General features: G+C 37.1%; 14 protein-coding genes. 1 reads left to right on the forward strand and 13 read right to left on the reverse strand.

The features are described from left to right. Window positions 1-26 precede the first annotated feature (26 nt). The 12 genes from ELS83_RS07505 to ELS83_RS07560 all read right to left on the reverse strand — a co-directional run bounded on the left by ELS83_RS07505 (window position 27) and on the right by ELS83_RS07560 (window position 12002). Window positions 27-956, reverse strand: a complete 930-nt coding sequence (locus tag ELS83_RS07505) for an alpha/beta hydrolase (protein WP_171594921.1) — start codon at window positions 954-956, stop codon at window positions 27-29. A gap of 760 nt (window positions 957-1716) precedes the next feature. Next, on the reverse strand, window positions 1717-2229 hold the full coding sequence (locus tag ELS83_RS07510) for a hypothetical protein (RefSeq protein WP_171594922.1): 513 nt from the start codon (window positions 2227-2229) through the stop codon (window positions 1717-1719). A 5-nt stretch (window positions 2230-2234) separates the two neighbouring features. Continuing rightward, window positions 2235-3143 carry a helix-turn-helix domain-containing protein gene (locus ELS83_RS07515; protein WP_171594923.1) on the reverse strand — a complete coding sequence of 303 codons (909 nt, stop codon included), beginning with the start codon at window positions 3141-3143 and terminating at the stop codon, window positions 2235-2237. 18 nt (window positions 3144-3161) lie between these two features. Then, window positions 3162-4055, reverse strand: a complete 894-nt coding sequence (locus ELS83_RS07520) for an SDR family oxidoreductase (RefSeq protein ID WP_171594924.1) — start codon at window positions 4053-4055, stop codon at window positions 3162-3164. Window positions 4056-5106: 1051 nt separating this feature from the next. Then, window positions 5107-6447, reverse strand: a complete 1341-nt coding sequence (locus tag ELS83_RS07525) for a ferredoxin reductase family protein (protein WP_171594925.1) — start codon at window positions 6445-6447, stop codon at window positions 5107-5109. Between the two features lie 123 nt (window positions 6448-6570). After that, entirely contained in the window at window positions 6571-7320 is a 750-nt protein-coding gene (locus tag ELS83_RS07530; RefSeq protein WP_171594926.1) for a nitroreductase family protein, read from the reverse strand. Between the two features lie 473 nt (window positions 7321-7793). After that, the gene (locus ELS83_RS07535) at window positions 7794-8324 is read right to left on the reverse strand and encodes a hypothetical protein (RefSeq protein WP_171594927.1); all 531 of its coding nucleotides are present in this window, start codon (window positions 8322-8324) and stop codon (window positions 7794-7796) included. A gap of 104 nt (window positions 8325-8428) precedes the next feature. Continuing rightward, the gene (locus tag ELS83_RS07540) at window positions 8429-8866 is read right to left on the reverse strand and encodes a hypothetical protein (protein WP_171594928.1); all 438 of its coding nucleotides are present in this window, start codon (window positions 8864-8866) and stop codon (window positions 8429-8431) included. Window positions 8867-8903: 37 nt separating this feature from the next. Then, a complete protein-coding gene (locus ELS83_RS07545) occupies window positions 8904-9659 on the reverse strand; it encodes a S1 family peptidase (protein ID WP_171594929.1) in 756 nt (251 codons plus the stop codon). Window positions 9660-9722: 63 nt separating this feature from the next. Then, entirely contained in the window at window positions 9723-10166 is a 444-nt protein-coding gene (locus ELS83_RS07550; protein ID WP_171594930.1) for a hypothetical protein, read from the reverse strand. Window positions 10167-10357: 191 nt separating this feature from the next. Next, the gene (locus tag ELS83_RS07555; protein WP_171594931.1) at window positions 10358-11182 is read right to left on the reverse strand and encodes a hypothetical protein; all 825 of its coding nucleotides are present in this window, start codon (window positions 11180-11182) and stop codon (window positions 10358-10360) included. A gap of 211 nt (window positions 11183-11393) precedes the next feature. Then, entirely contained in the window at window positions 11394-12002 is a 609-nt protein-coding gene (locus ELS83_RS07560; RefSeq protein WP_171594932.1) for a hypothetical protein, read from the reverse strand. A gap of 298 nt (window positions 12003-12300) precedes the next feature. Here ELS83_RS07560 and ELS83_RS07565 point away from each other — a divergent pair, with 298 nt between their 5' ends. Further along, window positions 12301-13650, forward strand: a complete 1350-nt coding sequence (locus ELS83_RS07565) for a M60 family metallopeptidase (protein ID WP_171594933.1) — start codon at window positions 12301-12303, stop codon at window positions 13648-13650. 133 nt (window positions 13651-13783) lie between these two features. Here ELS83_RS07565 and ELS83_RS07570 read toward each other — a convergent pair whose 3' ends face one another. Further along, entirely contained in the window at window positions 13784-16099 is a 2316-nt protein-coding gene (locus ELS83_RS07570; protein WP_171594934.1) for a tetratricopeptide repeat-containing sensor histidine kinase, read from the reverse strand. Window positions 16100-16357: the final 258 nt, after the last annotated feature.

The following is a 16357-nucleotide window of genomic DNA, read 5'->3' on the forward strand; positions in this document are numbered from 1 at the left end:
GACTAGCGCGCTAGCATGGTTTTTTATCATTCTATAAACCCTACAATTGATCCAATTAACTCTTTTTTTAAAGGCAAATCTGGCATAGCATAAGTCTGTATGTTTTTTTGTCTATCCGCTTCCGATTCTTTCAGTACGTGATTCATCCCTTCAATGATTAGTTTCTGAGATTTTTCATTTGCCATTGCCAATTGATCTGCATTAGAAACACTTACTTGTATATCTGTCGTTCCCTGAATAATCAATATCGGTTTATCTAGTTTTGCGATTTCTTTCTGTGGGTTGTACCTGAACCACGAAATCATATAGGGCTGAACACTTGGACGAAAAAGAGAATATAACATTAATGGCACATCTTCCACTGTTTCTCCGCTTTCAAGTTTTTCAATAATCGGCAAAGAGTGATCCAAGACTACAGGAGGTTGAGCCTTCAATTGTTCGCGAATGATATCGCCTGCTGGAATTCCAACCCCTGCTAAAGAAATAAACTTCTCCACTTCGCTTTTCTGTGATGCAATCATTCCGATTAAGGAACCTTCACTATGGCCCAGTACAATAATTTCAGAAAACCTTTCATCTTTGTTTAATAGGTCAATCCAATCTTCAACATCTTTCACGTAATGTTCAAACCTTAAATCGATTTCTTGTAATCCAGAGTTTGTGCTCTCTCCAATTCCTCTTTTATCATACCTTAGCGATGCGATACCATTTTTTTGCAATCCCTCGGCTAACATTTTTAGTGAATTGTTAGTCATCATTGGATTGTTCCCATTTCTATCCGTAGGTCCCGAACCTGCAATTATCAATACAACTGCAGTCTTTTCAGCAGTCGAAGGAATTAGTAAAGTGCCTTTGATATTTCCAGTTTCCGTTTCAAGAACAATCTCATGCTCTAATTGAGCAAATAGATTTAATGCCAAAGTTAACAAGGCCAAAAGAGCAATCCTTCTTTTCATAGTTTCCCAAATTTAGTGTTTGTGCGCTTCCTAATGCCATACAACGTGTAGAAACGCAACTAATTAGGTTTACATGTCGAATATAGAGGTAAACCTACTAGCAATTCATTTGCTTAAATTTAGTAAAATGTTTTTTATTTGGATATTCTTAATAACTCATTATTAACCATGCTGACCTCAAAAGTTACTGTCCGGCTAGAGGAGAAGAACAAGAAGCTATCAGCAGTCAGCTGCAAGTCTGAAGTTTCAAGTTCCTGGCAGCTACAATTGTTAATTGATCATTGCTCATTATTCATTGTGCTGTCCTAAAAAGTCGCTGTCCGGCATTCTGATAATTGTGATTTTATTCGAAGAGAGGCTTTAGTAAGACTGGGAAGCTGAGAACTTGTTAGAAGATCACCCAGCCGCACTTAAGCATTTCAAGAATCAAATTGCAATTCTCAGTTTGCCTTGGGTTTTTTGCTTACTTTTTGGGCTTAAGCCAAAAAGTACGAGCCCCTCCGGCTAGAGGAGAAGAACATTAAGCTATAATTAATCAGCCACAAGCTACAAATCACATGTTTCTGCTAACTTCTATTATTAATTACTAATTGTTCATTGTTAATTACTCATTACTCATTACTCATTACTCATTGTCATTGGGTTTAAGTCAAAAAGTAAGAGCCATTCCGGCTAGAGGAGAAGCAAGATCCGTTATCAGCTAATAGCTTTCAGTCACAAGTCACAGACTTGCGGCAGCTGGTGCGGTAGCGGGAGAAATTTACAAACATGAGAACATTTCAATTGATTCTTTTATTTGCTTAAGATATATTTCGGCACGTTCGGCTGCAAAATGATCAATAAAGTAAGCCATTAAACCCATAGTCATCATGGCAAGGCTAATGGCTTTCCAATTGGGAGAACCTAATAAAAAGAAAAGTATCGCTCCTCCAATGCTTAGAGTTATCGCCATTGGATATGTATATTTAAAGATCTGGTCGAAGCGTTCTACACGAAGCTTTTCGTCTTGCATAAATTTCTGTGGATTTTCTTGCCATGCTTGCTGATATGCTTCAATTCTATTGTTGTTACTTATGGCTCCTGAAATACCAAAGAACAATGGTATAATTCCAACAATAAGTAATGGAATTATTAATGCTTTTCCGTTTGGGGTGTTTCCAAATTTCCAAAATGCAAGACTACAAATTACGATTAGTAAACCAAAAATTGCAGTGATGATGGCTTCAGTAGTTTCACCTTTTGCCCAATTTATACTATGTTGCACAAATTCCATAATAATTAGTTTAATCTGCGATATTCTAAAGGTGTTTTACCAACCTTGTTTTTAAATAACCTGCTGAAATATTGAGAATATTCAAAGCCGAGTTCAAAAGCAATCTCTGAGATACTGTTATTTGAGTTTAGCAATTTGTTTTTTGCCAATTCGATAACATGATAGTGTATGTGTTCAAGAATGCTCTTGTCAGTTCCTTTTCTTATTAAGTCACTTAGGTAATTAGGCGAGAAATTAAGTTTATTGGCGAAGTATTGAACTGTTGGAATTCCCAATTCTTTTTGAAACTCTTTTTCAAAATAATCTTCTAACATATTTGAGAATTGCGCAATTGTATTTTTATTAAATCGCTTGCGCGTAATAAATTGACGGTTATAAAACCGTTTAGAATAATTAAGCAACAGTTCAATATTGCTGACAATAAGCTCCTCACTAAAATCATCGAGGTTGGAATCAAGCTCTATTTCAATTTTGTGAATTATGGATTCAACTATTTGTTTTTCTTTTTCTGATATATGTAAGGCTTCATTAGATTGGTAGTTGAAAAAACCATATTCCTTTATCGTTTTTCCAAGAGGAAAAGTGCGGATTAAATCAGCATGGAAGAAAAGCGACCAGCCAGATGTTATATGATCATCATTGTTGGTATCATATTCAACAACTTGTCCTGGTTCCAAATACACCATTGAACCTTCCTGGTAATCGTAAGTTTCACGCCCATATTTCAGAAAGCCATTTTTATCGCTTTTAAATGAAATTTGATAAAAATCGCAAACCACCTTAACCTGCGGAACAGACTTTGTAAATGGAGATTTAGAAAAATCGACAACAGCAATTAAGGGATGTTTAGGAGAAGGCATCTCCATAATCTTAAACACTTCGGTTAAGGTGTTTATATGTAAAAACTCAGTCATAAATTGCAATTTACAAAATCAATTTAACTTATTAATCCCAATGTGTTGCCTGCTTGTGTTCCAAATTCGTTCTACCAATTCGTTATCTAAAGCTTCCGGATTTGGATTTTTTATGTGATCCTCATCAATAAATTTACCACTTACATTTTCAAATTCATCTGACAGAGCCAATCGTAAAATTCTGTCGCCACCATTTTCTGTTTTCTCTGCAAATAGAAACATATAAGGTACACCAATTATTCTATCCAGGCCTTTACCATCACGCAGAAGATTCGATTTAATAAAACCTGGATTAAGTGCATTAATAGTAATGCCTGTACCTTCTAACTCTTTGGCTAGTTTTCGGGTACACATAATCATAGCCAGCTTGGCCTGAGCGTAAGATTGAAGTAAACTCCATTTTTTGGTTAACTGCAAATCATCGTAGTTCATCTTTATCCAACCTGTTGTAGCAGAACTTAGATTTATAATTTTTGACTTAGGTGTTTCTTTAATTCTATCAAGCAATAAATTAGTGAGCAAAAAAGGACTCAGGTGGTTTATTGTCCAATTCATTTCAAATCCTTCCTTACTTACCTGTCTGCTTCCTACATTTGCCCCGGCACAATTAATTAAAAAATGAATTTGCTTGCATTTATCAATAATAAGGCCCGCTGCCTTTCTAACGCTCTGCTGTGAAGCTAAATCACAATGTATGTAGTGTGTGAGTTCTTTCTTTGAAATGGCATTCAGTTCAGAAACGACGGCCTTTGTTTTTGATTCGTTTCGTCCTAATAACATGATGGTAGCACCCATTTTGGCCATTTTTTTTACAGCTTCCTTTCCCAAACCATCCGTACCTCCAGTAAAAACTACGGTTTTACCTCTTAAATCTGCTGATTCAAAAGATTTTTGTCTTTCTGTTTTTTTCATTTCCGTATCATTTAAAATAATGATACAAAGTTAAATTGAAGCAAAGCGGTGTGCTGTATACAAATTATCTGGTGTTGAATACATTTCAACGATTGCTGTTTTATAATCACATTGGGTGATGGCAGAAAACAACTTCAATCAAAAGGCCGTTGGAAAGCTTGTGTAATTTTTAAACGTGTTATTCGTGTCGTAGTGCGGATGCAGCAAGTACACACAAGCAATCAACCAACTTTAATTGTTCATTGTACATTGCTCATTGTGCTGTCCTAAAAAGTCGCTGTCCGGCATTCTGATAATTGTGATTTTATTCGAAGAAAGGCTTTAGTAAGACTGGGAAGCTGAGAACTTGTTAGAAGATCACCCAGCCGCACTTAAGCATTTCAAGAATCAAATTGCAATTCTCAGTTCGCCTTGGGTTTTTTGCTTACTTTTTGGGCTTAAGCCAAAAAGTATGAGCCTCTCCGGCTAGAGGAGAAGAACATTAAGCTATCAGTAATCAGCCGCAAGCTACAAGTCATATGTTTCTGCTAACTTCTATTACTAATTACTAATTGTTCATTACTCATTACTCATTGTCATTGGGTTTAAACCCAAAAGTATGAGCCTCTCCGGCTAGAGGAGAAGAGAAAAAATATACGCGTTCAGCAATCAGCCACCAGTTTCTGCTACCTGCTATTTTTCATTACTCATTACTCATTGTTCATTGTTAATCGGGTTTAAACCCAAAAGTACGAGCCCCTCCGGCTAGAGGAGAAGAACATTAAGCTATCAATAATCAGCCACAAGCTACAAGTCACATGTTTCTGCTAACTTCTATTATTAATTACTAATTGTTCATTGTTAATTACTCATTACTCATTACTCATTATCATTGGGTTTAAACCCAAAAGTACGAGCCTCTCCGGCTAGAGGAGAAGAACATTAAGCCATCAGCTAATAGCTTTAAGCCACAAGTCACAGACTTGCGGCAGTTGGAGGGTAGGATGGCAGTTGGGGTTTGGATTTACCACGCGAGAGAACTCGCGCGGTAGCCTATGTTTTTACCCATCAATTAACGCATTTCAAATAATTCTTGATGGAATTTTGAATGAAAGCCACTTCCCTTAAGGTCTTTTTTGATTGATGTTCCCATTTTTGAGGGACCGCAAAACCAAACACTTTTAGATTTCCAGTTTAAAACAGAATTTCGGATGTCTTCTCCTGAAATAAGAGCCGATTTGTAGGTTTCAAACAAGTGTAAATTGATCCTGGCTGTAGCTGAAAGTTGCTGCAACTTTTCCTTTAAATTAGCATCTAATCGTACTGCAGTGTAGAAAAAATCAATTTCCTGCTTATTATTCAGCTTTCCCAAACGCTCCATTCGTGCCAGGAAAGGGGTGATGCCAACACCTCCGGCTATCCATATCTGACTTTCTTTATTGTCCTTAAAAGTAAAATTGCCATAAGCACCCTCCAGCATTACAGGATCGCCAATTTTTAACTTATTGGCCAAAGTATTGGTGTAATCGCCAAGGGCCTTAATGGTAAAGCTTATATTTTTAGTGTTTTTATCCCAGGCCGAACTAATGGTAAAAGGATGATGCGGCTCTTTCTTTTCGAATTTCAGAAATGCAAATTGCCCTTCACGATGTCCTTGCCACCCATCGCTTTTTACGGTCAGTTCAAACATATTCATATCGGGATAGGTATTGATGGACTGAATAGTACCTTCAGACTTTTGTTTTTTGCCCACTCGTCCCAGCAGAACAATAATGGATGCAACTGTACCTGCTATCATCATTATTGCCATGGTAATTCCAATGGGTTGAGTCCAATAATCGATATACATTAATGCAAAAGAATGAAATACCAGGGCCAAATAAATGATTGCCATTGCAAGGTGAGTTTTTGCAAAAAAGCGATAAGGTATTTTCTTGAGCAAGGCCATAATGAGAAAGAGAGCCGTTAAATAGAAAGCGTATTCACCTACTCGAAGAGCCGAGAATTCAAGAGATTCTAAAAATTCTTTGATTGCAGAGGCTTCAAGATCAAGAATTTCGGAGGCACCCGAGATTGCATCCAAAAGGATTAAGTTTTCCAGTTTCGGCAACCAAGCAGGCAATTTTGCCACCAACCAGTGCATAATAGAAAAGGAAAATGCACCTATACCAAGCCATTTATGCAGGCGATAGATTTTGTCAAGTCCGCCCAGGCGTTTCTCCATCCACAGGGGACGAGTGGCAAGTATCATTGCAAAAGTCATGGCCGAGAAAGCAATAATTCCGGTATATTGAGCCAAACTTTTGCTAAACAAGTTGGAATCGAAGGGAATATACAGCAAGCTATTGGTCATAAACCAAATTAGTGTGATAAGTGTAAATGGGATGACAAGTGCTAATTTTATTTCTTTCATATTAGTTTTCCAATTTTGTAAGGGCTTCCTGCTATTAATATTGTTTTCATTTTTGCGAATTTCTATGAACAAAAATGTAGAGACAATTTAAGAACTGCCTCTACATTCATATTGTAAATTCAATTAAAGCTCAACAATTACATCTTCCTTTGCCATACGTGCTTTAGGCAATTTGCGGTTGTAATCTTTTCCATCTTTGTGATAACCGATTGCTAAGGCAAAAGTACATTCGTAATCTTCACCCAACTCTTTGCTAAATTCTTTTTGAATTTCTTCGGCATCAACACCTTCCATTGGAGTAGAATCGATGTCCAGGCGTGCCAATGCGTGCAGTACATTACCCAGGGCAATGTACGATTGTGCTTTTGTCCAGGCGCTATTGTTTCCGTTTTCATCGGCCACCATTTCGGCAAATCCGAATGCTTTTTTTAGCATGCCGTCATAGCCTTTCTGGTTCATGCGTCCGGCAGCCATACTGGCGTCTAATCGTTTTTTGTAATCCTCTTTGCTAAAATGCACCTTATTGGCAAAAAGAATAATTTCTGAAGCCTTGGTAGCATGTGGTTGATTAAATTGATACTTCTTAAAAGTTTTAGCGAAACGTTCTTTTGCTTCATCACTTTTAATCACAATAAATTTCCAAGGTTGCGAGTTGATAGAGGAAGGCGATAAGCGCAATACTTCTTCTATTGTTGCCAAATCTTCGGGAGAAACGCGTTTTGTTTTATCGTAGGCCTTTGCCGTATAACGATGATTTAAATCTTCGATAATTTGTTTGCCAACTGAAACCTCGGCTGTTTCTTCTTTTTCTTTTGGGGTGCAGGCTCCTAAAATGCTTGCGATAGCCACCAGAATTAAAATTCCTTTTTTCATGATTTATTATAATTTTTAATGATATTCTCAAGCTTACATGCCACATGAATGATTAATCCTGTCAACAGGAATTAATCATTTCACACTTTAACTAGCTTACTTTAGGATAGCAAAGTTGTAAACTTTCTCATTCGAATTACTGTATGCAAAAAGGAAAAAATGGTATAGAAATGGGCTGTGCTTTGTTATTATGAGAAAGGATTTAGCAAATAGCTTACAGCTGCAAGTCTCAAGCTGCAAGCTTCAAGTATCTGGCTTCTGCTATTATTAATTGTTCTTTGCTAATTACTAATTATTAATTACGGTGTCCTCAAAAGTTGAGGATCGGCATTCTGATAATTGTGATTTTATTCGAGGATATGTCTGCGTTCAGCAAACCGCCACAAGTTTCTGCTACCTGCTATTTTTCATTACTCATTACTCATTACTCATTACTCATTGTTCATTACTCATTGTAATAGTATTCAATGCTATCAACCCTTTCCTTTTTGTAACTCAACTATTTCACTGGCCTTAAATACATTTGACCATTCTTCTACAAATTCATCTTTTAATTTCTTTTTTTTCATTGCGATGAAATTGACATATAAAGATGTTTTTCCTTGTCGAATGTACCATAGTTGAGATTCAGGTTTTTTGTCATTTTTGAAATATGGATTTTCAATTTTGAATAGTATCCATGGGAATTCATCTTCCTGGTTCTTTTCTATTAGCGTTAATTTGGCTTTTGGCGAAGTCGCTTTTGCTTGCTCAAACATCAAATCTTTGGCTTTATCCATTGGTACATTTACTGCGCCTTTTATTGACATCATTTGCCCAAGAAGTGTCCAGTTTTCTGCTTCTTCTTTGCCCGGTATAATTTCAATTACATGAATATTATCGTTTTCCTGATTCGATAATATTTCCCATTCGTATTTGTCAAGCCAATCTATTTTTAAACTCTCCTGACTGAAAAGCAAATTTGTGCTTGCAATTAAAATTGTCATTAATAGGAATTTCTTCATTGTTATTTTTTAATTGATTAGAACTTGTATATAAATGCAACTATAAACTTTACACACTAATAAGGAATACCTATTGGTTGCAAGGCCTCTTCCTGGAATCATTTTTATTTGTCGTTTAGCTTAAGGTCATCAACATCTAAAAAGATATAGATACAGGAATCGGGCAATACTTCTACTTCATTGGTCCAATAGCCGCCATTTCCACAGGGAAACAGAGCCTTGTAATTTACTTTACCAACATCAAGGCTAAGCAAAAGTGTGGTGTCGGAGCTGCTTCGTTCTGGTAAGGTATTGGCCAAATAGGGTTTATGAAGCACACCAACAGAGTCCTGGTTGATTTGAATGATTACATCGAATTCTCCGCAATTGGCCATTGCCTGTATATCGGTATAGAATAAAAGCTGCCCGGTACGCGTATCTTTCAGTTCTAGAATAGGATCATCGTCGGAACATCCTATCAATATCAGGATTAGGAAAGATAATATGGAGAAAAATTTTAGCTGTTTGGGTATCATGTTGTTTAGTTTTTCGTTCAATACCATTTTTTAGCCACAAGTTTCAAGTGAACCACTAATTTCATTATTCATTGTTTTTGTACTTAACCCCATGCCTGTCAAATAAAGTCGTTAAGTAATGCACCGAACCCATAATTCCCGAATTTCCTTCCTGTCCGGAAACAATTCCAACCAGGTATCCATTTCGGTCAATAACAGGAGAACCACTCATGCCATGAGGTTGATTTTCAGATGCCTTGATGTAAAAATAGTTTCCCATATTTTTATAGCACTGAATTTTGGTAAAAGTAGGTTCTTTAATGTCTTTTTTATTGGTGACCCATCCGATTGCATACACCCTTTCATCTTTCTTTACGGCTGTGTACCTTATTTTTAGAGGGTATAATTCTTTGTTTTTGGTTTTCAAATTAAAAATGATCCAATCCCGATCTTTTAATGTATTGTACTGCCCAATCTTTTCCTGAGGATTTTGATTGATTAAGTTTTTGATGGTCACAAATTCTGCCTTTCGATTCTTTGGGTACATTTTCCAGGATTCAAAATCATTCTCCAGTTCGATGTTTTTTAGTCCAAAGTGATTTTCAAAGAGCAGGAACAGGTGCTTGCAGGAAACCCCAATGGTATCATATCCTGTATCTACGAGGAATGAGTTTGCAATGTCATAAAAAGTGGTATCTGCAAAAGAAATCTCATTTGTTAATGCAAAGCTGGGCCAGTCGGAATAAGCTTTCTCTACCCAGGCCTCGCGGCTCACCTCGGGTGCTTTCTGACAGCCAATTAAGATTATGCTACTGATAAGAAATGGGGCGATGTTTTTCATTGTATGTAAGGTCTTGTTTATTTGGGAATTCGTAATCAGCGGAAAGTTCTAATTATTCAGGATTCATTCTTCTTTTTTTAATTTGTAGATATCAATAAAGGTATCAGCCGATTCCGAACGATAATCTCTCGTGAATTCAATGGAGTGATCTGATTTCTTGTATAAATACTTTCCTTCCAGCAGCAGAGTATGGTCAAATTCAGCGGTCCAAAACCCTCCATTCGTAAATACAATGCTGTCGCCTTTAATTGAATAGCTTCCTTTTTGTAGTCCAGGATATTTTAGCATATCACTTGTGCCGTTCCAGCTGTTCTCTGAAAATGTGATCGTGATATTTGCGGTATCGCTATCCCTCCAAACGAGTTCTCTTTGGAATGTGCCAATGTAGGTGCCATCAGGAATTATGCTTTCAATTTGTTCCTCTTCCTCACAGCCGATCAGAAACAAAAGTCCCAGTGTAACAAGAAGAATGCTTGCAGAATAGTAAAGGCTTTTGAAATGTTTCATAACTATCAGGTATAGGATGATTTATGGCTTGAATCTTTATTATCAGACGAATATGCACTAATAAATTTACATATTATTTACTAATGGAAGCTAAGGTGCTGAAAATTAAGAATTGGTTTAAATAGGCTAATGGCTTTCAGTATTCAGCTACCTCAAATTATTAATTAATCATTGTTAATTGATCATTATTTTCAGTATTGATATTCAAATTCGCTGTTCTCACTTATCACCTTTACAGGATAGCCATTTTCGTTGTATTCATAAGTGCTGGTGCTAGTTTCAATATTAGGTGGAACCTCCTGGTGACTTATAAAACGTGTTTCAATAATATTATTTGTGTTGCTGTATAGACCGGGGTAAGCCAATGCTTCATAAATCCTGAATGGATTGTTGTGGGTATCGTACTGATAGGATGTTTCACTAATTAGTTTTGCTTCGGAATTGTCGGAAAATAAAAAGCTGTAATACTTTTCATTGCTAACATTTCCATTTTCATCATATTCGTAAACATGGAATTGAGTAATCTCTCCATTTTCGTTGTGTAGGTTTCGTTTTGATATTCTTCCCTCATAGAATTCAAAGCTCTGTTTAGACCGCAATTCAAACTCATCATTTTCCATCAGATAATATTCAATCTCAAGCAAACTGCCATCTTCACCATATTTAAACTCTTGTCGGCTGGATATGCTGCTATTTTCAGCAGTCATTAATTGATTATTGGTAGGTTGGTATACCGAGGAGAGCAAGGATTCATCGTTTGCCGATTCTATTCTGATTAGATTGCCATCCTGATCGTACAAATATCTGCTGTAGAAATAAATGCTCTCTGTTTCGGAAATTTGATTGGATTCGTTGTACTTAAAACTTGTGATGATTTTATCACCTTCAAGTTGCGATTTGATGTGGCTGTTGGCATTGGGTGCTTCTGTCTCAGATTCATGATTTTTATTGTCGCAGGCTGTAATTTGAATGAGAAGCATACCGACAAGAAAGAATGATGTGATCAACTGTTTCATGATGATGTGTTTTAGGTTCAATTCTGTGAATTGCACTTATAAATTTACACATTATTTAGCTGAAGATCATTAGCTTATGGGAATTAAGAATGGGTTTAAATAGCAGTTTCAGCATTCAGCTATAAGCTCCAAGTATCTGATACTTGGGATTATTAACTGTCAAATGATCATTGCTAACAGAGATGTATTTGTAGTTCGTTCCAGATAAAGTTTATTTCTCAAATCTATGCCCGAATAAACTTACGAGCATATAAGTGTTTTTTAGTTCAATTTTTTGGGAATTTTCACCACAGGTTTCCAAAATTACAGCATCCATTTTGATCCAAACCAATAGGTATACACTATTGTCTTGACCAATGAATTCTTCAGTTTTTAATATTTCCAAAGTGCCTATGGTGTTCGAATTGCTTTTGTACAGTAGATCATTCTTTCTATAACTAATGTAAAAGTCATCATAAATACTTCCAATTTGTTTCTCGCCAAGTCCTAATACCCTGGTTCTATCAGATTCATCAGAGGTGTCTACAGCAGGAGTGATAATGCTGATTTGCTCTAATTCATCATGTATTTTATGAGTAAAATAGTACCTTAAAATTCGAACCGGATTGTCTGGAGAACAGATTCCATTTCCCATGCTATACCCACCACCTCTTTGTACATTAAAATCTGTAAGGCTCCATCTGAATTCTTGATTATCTATTTCACCATTGATTCTTTGGCCTCGAAATTCTAAAAAACCAGTATAGTCTGGTTCAATATTTTCATCATTACTACAGGAGATAAGTGTAATTGTAAGTAATAAAATCATCATTTTTTTCATGTGTATAGATTTTATGATTATACCTATTCGAAAACAATTTTTATGCCAACTCTAATAAAAATACACATTAATATCCTGGTTATCATGCGAATGGGAGAATTCAGAATTGATTTAAATAGGAGTAGTAAAGAGGGAGAAAACAGGGTTTCGGCAAGCTGCAAGCCAGATATCACTCGTTCCAGGTTAAAGAAGAATAGCGTAAAATCAGGAAAAATATCCAGCAATGGACGCAACCCACAACTCTTTGTTACATCTGTTCTTTGTTATCTAACAAATCACACACATGAAACGACCATTTATGAAGAAATTTATCTACCTGTTTGTGGCAGTATTCGGCCTATTTGCTTGCTCAGAGAGCGAGGATATTGATATCGTGTATCCTGAAGGATCTGGAAATGAAGAATTGCCCCTGGAACTGGCAGTAGATTCGGTACAGGTATTCAAGCAAATGCTGTCAGGGCATGCCGAAGCCAGCAGACTGGGCTTGCAATTTCAGTTTTCTGATATTGAGCCTACGGGAGTCTATGTAAAGCCAAATGCAAACTTACAAATCGAGGTCAGCTTGCTTGCCGGAAGCGATTATCCGCAATTACTGGTAGGAACTTATTCTCACGGCGATGATTGGAACACTCAACCGCAAACTTATGATCTGCATGAGGGTATGAACCAAATTGCAGTGAATGAAGAAGGAGGAATGCTGTACATCAGGTACACTGCCGATAATCAGCCGAAAGGCGAGGTGAAAGTGAATTTTAAAGATGGCTGGGAGCATAGTCCGCTTTATCGTTACAAAAAGACAAGTAATGCCAATTGGAAAAGAATGTTGGCAAAATTTAGCGATTTGCCTACTGCTACTCTGGTGGGAGAAAAAGAATTTCTCGTGGTATCGCTCGAAAAAGCGATGGAATACCAGGACGAGAACCAGGATGAGTTGTTAAAAGCCATTGATGATATTTTAAAAATACAAGGTGATTTAAGCGGCATGGATGGATCGGAAAAGATTCATGAACCCATTGCTCATAAACTGCTTTTGGTGGAGTATAGCGGCTCAGATTACTACATGTTTGCCTACACACATCGAACAGCTTATCGAAAAAGTGATGCCATTCATTATGTACTCGATCCGTGGGCCATAAAAAACGAAGGCTGGGGTCCCTGGCACGAGATCGGACACATGCACCAAATGGCAGCCTGGACCTGGAGCGAAATTGTGGAAAGTACAGTGAACCTATATAGTCTGGCAGTTGAGAAAGAGTTTGGCATAACACCTTCGCGTTACAATCGAGATAATCGTTGGGAAGAGGTACGAAACTATCTTGCCTTGCCCGATGATCAGAGAATTTTTAATTCGAACCAGGCAGATGTCTGGGTGCGTCTTGGTATGTTTTACCAGCTGCAACTAGCCTTTGGCAAGCACTTCTTGAAAGAACTTCACAAACACATCAGGAAAACCCAGCCAGTTATTTACAGCAAAGAAGATAAAATGCGAACCTTTATGCTCGCAGCCTGCCAGGTTTCCGGTAAGGATTTATCTGGTTTCTTTCAAAAATGGGGGATGAATTTCAGCAATTCCGAAGCTGTGTACGAGGAAATTGCAAACCTTTGGCTGCTCGAACCTGACAGCGACATTAGTCTGTTGACTGATTAAGGGGAATTGTAGACTAGATTTGAAATTTATGCATTGAGAGAGTAGGGGGATAGGCTTGCAGTTTGCGGCGTTCTGAGATCAGTCGCAAATTTCTTGAAACTACAATTACTCATTATTCATTGTTAATTACTAATTACTCAAGGGGTAGCGAGAACCAAAATGTTGTGCCAACTCCTTTTTCGCTTTCCACATAAATATTGCCCTCGTTTTTTTCGATGAACTCTTTGCAGAGCTGTAGGCCCAATCCCGATCCTTTTTCATTCCTGGTTCCAGGTGTACTGAAGTTTGAATTTTCTTTAAAGAGATTTGCCATTGTCTCTTCCTCCATTCCGATTCCTGAATCGGAGATTCCAATTTCGGTGCAGTTGCTTGCCCCATTTCTCGACTTGACTTCAATAAGGCCGCCCGAAGAGGTAAATTTAATGGCATTTGATACCAGGTTTCTTACGGCGGTGTTGATCATTTCATAATCAGCGTAAGCTTCAATTTTTCCCTTTATTGAATTTTGGAGCCTTATGTTTTTAATGTTCGACAAAGCCTTAAAGAATTGTAGGTTTTCGTCCACAATTTCATTGATACTGATGTGTTCAGGATGTGCACTAATTCTACCTGAGTTGGAACCTGCCCAATTCAGTAGGTTGTCCAGGAGGTTAAGAGTTAGTTTGGATTCGGAAGCAATAATTTCAATGTATTTTTTCTTGTTTTGTTCATTAATTTCATTGCTCTCATCCCAAAGCAATTCTCCAAAACTCATAATCGAGGCAATCGGACTTCTTAAATCATGTGCAATTATGGAGAAGAACTTGTCTTTTGTTTGATTTGAAATGCTAAGGTCCTGGGCAATTTTTTGAATCTCTTTTTTCTGAGCGATCTGTGTTTTGTAAGCATTTTCCATCCTGGTTTTTTGCATGGCAAGCAGTTTGTTTGCCCGTTGTTTTTGCACATAACTTTTAAAGGCGATGACCGCTAAAATGGTCATTAAAACAAAGCATACCAGGAATATCGTACTGATTAATTCTTGCCTTTTCGATTTCTCTTCATTGATGATGTCCTTTCTTTCTTGTTCCAGTGCAATGGCCTCTTTTGTTTTGTCAAGCTCAAATTGATATTCAAACATGGCAAGTTGTTTCACATTTTCTTCGTTAAAAATGCTGTCGTTTAATGCTTTGTACAAAACATGATTAGAGTAGGCTTTGTCGTAGATTTTTTGGGATGCATAAATTTCTGACAGCTGCTCTCTCAGATTTCTTTGCGTTTTTAGTAAGCCCATTGTTTCGGCAATTTCCAAACCTTTTAGCGAATATTGAAGGGCTTTATCGTAGTCTTTTGTACTTACATAAATCGAACCCAGGCTAAATAGGGTAGAACTGATTCGCTCTTTATCTCCAATCGATTCGCTTACATCCAATGCCTGGTAAAGATGGTTCAGGGCCAGTTTTTTATTTTGTTCTTCCAAATAGATCAGGCCAATGTTATTATGGGCATCAACCATTCCAGCCTTAAAACTGATTTCTTTAAATATGCCTAATGCCTCTGTGCAGTTTTTTAATGCGTTCTTCAAGTCTCCATTTTTCCAATGGCTAAGTCCCAAATTGTTCAAACAGGAACCAATGCCCTCCAGTTTGCCAATTTCCTGGTTAATTTGCAGGGCTCTTTTGTATTTAAAAATGGACTTGCCGTAATTCTTCTGGTTAAAATGAATTAAACCCAGTAGATTCAGCCTAGTTGCAATCCTGGCCTTATCGCTGAGCTTTTCAACAATACGCAAGGATTTGTTACAGTAATCAAATGCAGCATTATAATTTCCTTTTCGCAAATAGATTTGACTCATGTTAAACAGGCATCTCGAACTGCCTATCTGCATGTCGAGATCTTCAAATATGCTAAGCGATTTGTTATAGTAGTCAAGCGCCTGCTGATATTCTCCCTGGTTCCAATACACCAGGCCAATGTTATTAAGGCATTCGGCTTTAAGGGCTTTGTTGCCCTGTAGTTCAAAATTTTGCAAAGCTTTATTGAATTGTGCTATTGCCTGATCGTGAAGGCTTTGCCTCCAATAACAGAGTCCAATGTTGTAGGTGCATTTGGCTGATTCAGTCAGCAAATGAATCTTATTGTAAATATCCAATGCCTTGGTGTAATAGCTTACAGCTTTTTGATAATCAAACTCAAAATAGTAATAGATCCCCAGTAACTTGTTGCTCTTTGCAAGTCCCTGTTTGTATTCGATATTTTCAGAGACTAAGAGTGCCTGGTTCACAAAATAAAATGCACTGTCCATATTTTCCTGGAAGTACTTTCCGGTAAGGTCATGTAACAAGTCAACTCTTTCGAAGGACTCAGGTGTGCTTTCAGACAATTGCTTCTTTAGCTCGTCTATGCTGGCATTTTGCCCCATCAGTGACAAAGTGCAAATGATTAGTAAAAAGAGTGTGGTAGTTTTTTTCATTTGATTGGTCAAAGTTGATATAAGCATATTACATAAAATATCTCAATAATCCAATGAAAATAACAGTGTTAGGGTCTTATTTTATGTTTTTTTTTGAATTTAGCAATCAGTAAACAACAAACGGCCACAAGCTGTAAGACTCAAGTTGTTAATAGCTCAATCGCTCCAGATGTATGTCTAGTATCCTTTTAAATGCCTTGTTTTTCCTTTACCAGAAAACCAATCGCAAAGAGTGCAAAATAGAAACCAACAATGCAG

Source organism: Marinifilum caeruleilacunae (assembly GCF_013141825.1).
GTDB classification, from domain to species: Bacteria; Bacteroidota; Bacteroidia; order Bacteroidales; family Marinifilaceae; genus Marinifilum; species Marinifilum caeruleilacunae.

Excerpts from the sequence above, each read along its gene's own strand:
- ELS83_RS07505 (WP_171594921.1), bottom strand. The coding sequence starts at position 956 with ATGAAAAGAAGGATTGCTCTTTTGGCCTTGTTAACTTTGGCATTAAAT.
- ELS83_RS07510 (WP_171594922.1), bottom strand. The coding sequence starts at position 2,229 with ATGGAATTTGTGCAACATAGTATAAATTGGGCAAAAGGTGAAACTACT.
- ELS83_RS07515 (WP_171594923.1), bottom strand. The coding sequence starts at position 3,143 with ATGACTGAGTTTTTACATATAAACACCTTAACCGAAGTGTTTAAGATT.
- ELS83_RS07520 (WP_171594924.1), bottom strand. The coding sequence starts at position 4,055 with ATGAAAAAAACAGAAAGACAAAAATCTTTTGAATCAGCAGATTTAAGA.
- ELS83_RS07525 (WP_171594925.1), bottom strand. The coding sequence starts at position 6,447 with ATGAAAGAAATAAAATTAGCACTTGTCATCCCATTTACACTTATCACA.
- ELS83_RS07530 (WP_171594926.1), bottom strand. The coding sequence starts at position 7,320 with ATGAAAAAAGGAATTTTAATTCTGGTGGCTATCGCAAGCATTTTAGGA.
- ELS83_RS07535 (WP_171594927.1), bottom strand. The coding sequence starts at position 8,324 with ATGAAGAAATTCCTATTAATGACAATTTTAATTGCAAGCACAAATTTG.
- ELS83_RS07540 (WP_171594928.1), bottom strand. The coding sequence starts at position 8,866 with ATGGTATTGAACGAAAAACTAAACAACATGATACCCAAACAGCTAAAA.
- ELS83_RS07545 (WP_171594929.1), bottom strand. The coding sequence starts at position 9,659 with ATGAAAAACATCGCCCCATTTCTTATCAGTAGCATAATCTTAATTGGC.
- ELS83_RS07550 (WP_171594930.1), bottom strand. The coding sequence starts at position 10,166 with ATGAAACATTTCAAAAGCCTTTACTATTCTGCAAGCATTCTTCTTGTT.
- ELS83_RS07555 (WP_171594931.1), bottom strand. The coding sequence starts at position 11,182 with ATGAAACAGTTGATCACATCATTCTTTCTTGTCGGTATGCTTCTCATT.
- ELS83_RS07560 (WP_171594932.1), bottom strand. The coding sequence starts at position 12,002 with ATGAAAAAAATGATGATTTTATTACTTACAATTACACTTATCTCCTGT.
- ELS83_RS07565 (WP_171594933.1), top strand. The coding sequence starts at position 12,301 with ATGAAGAAATTTATCTACCTGTTTGTGGCAGTATTCGGCCTATTTGCT.
- ELS83_RS07570 (WP_171594934.1), bottom strand. The coding sequence starts at position 16,099 with ATGAAAAAAACTACCACACTCTTTTTACTAATCATTTGCACTTTGTCA.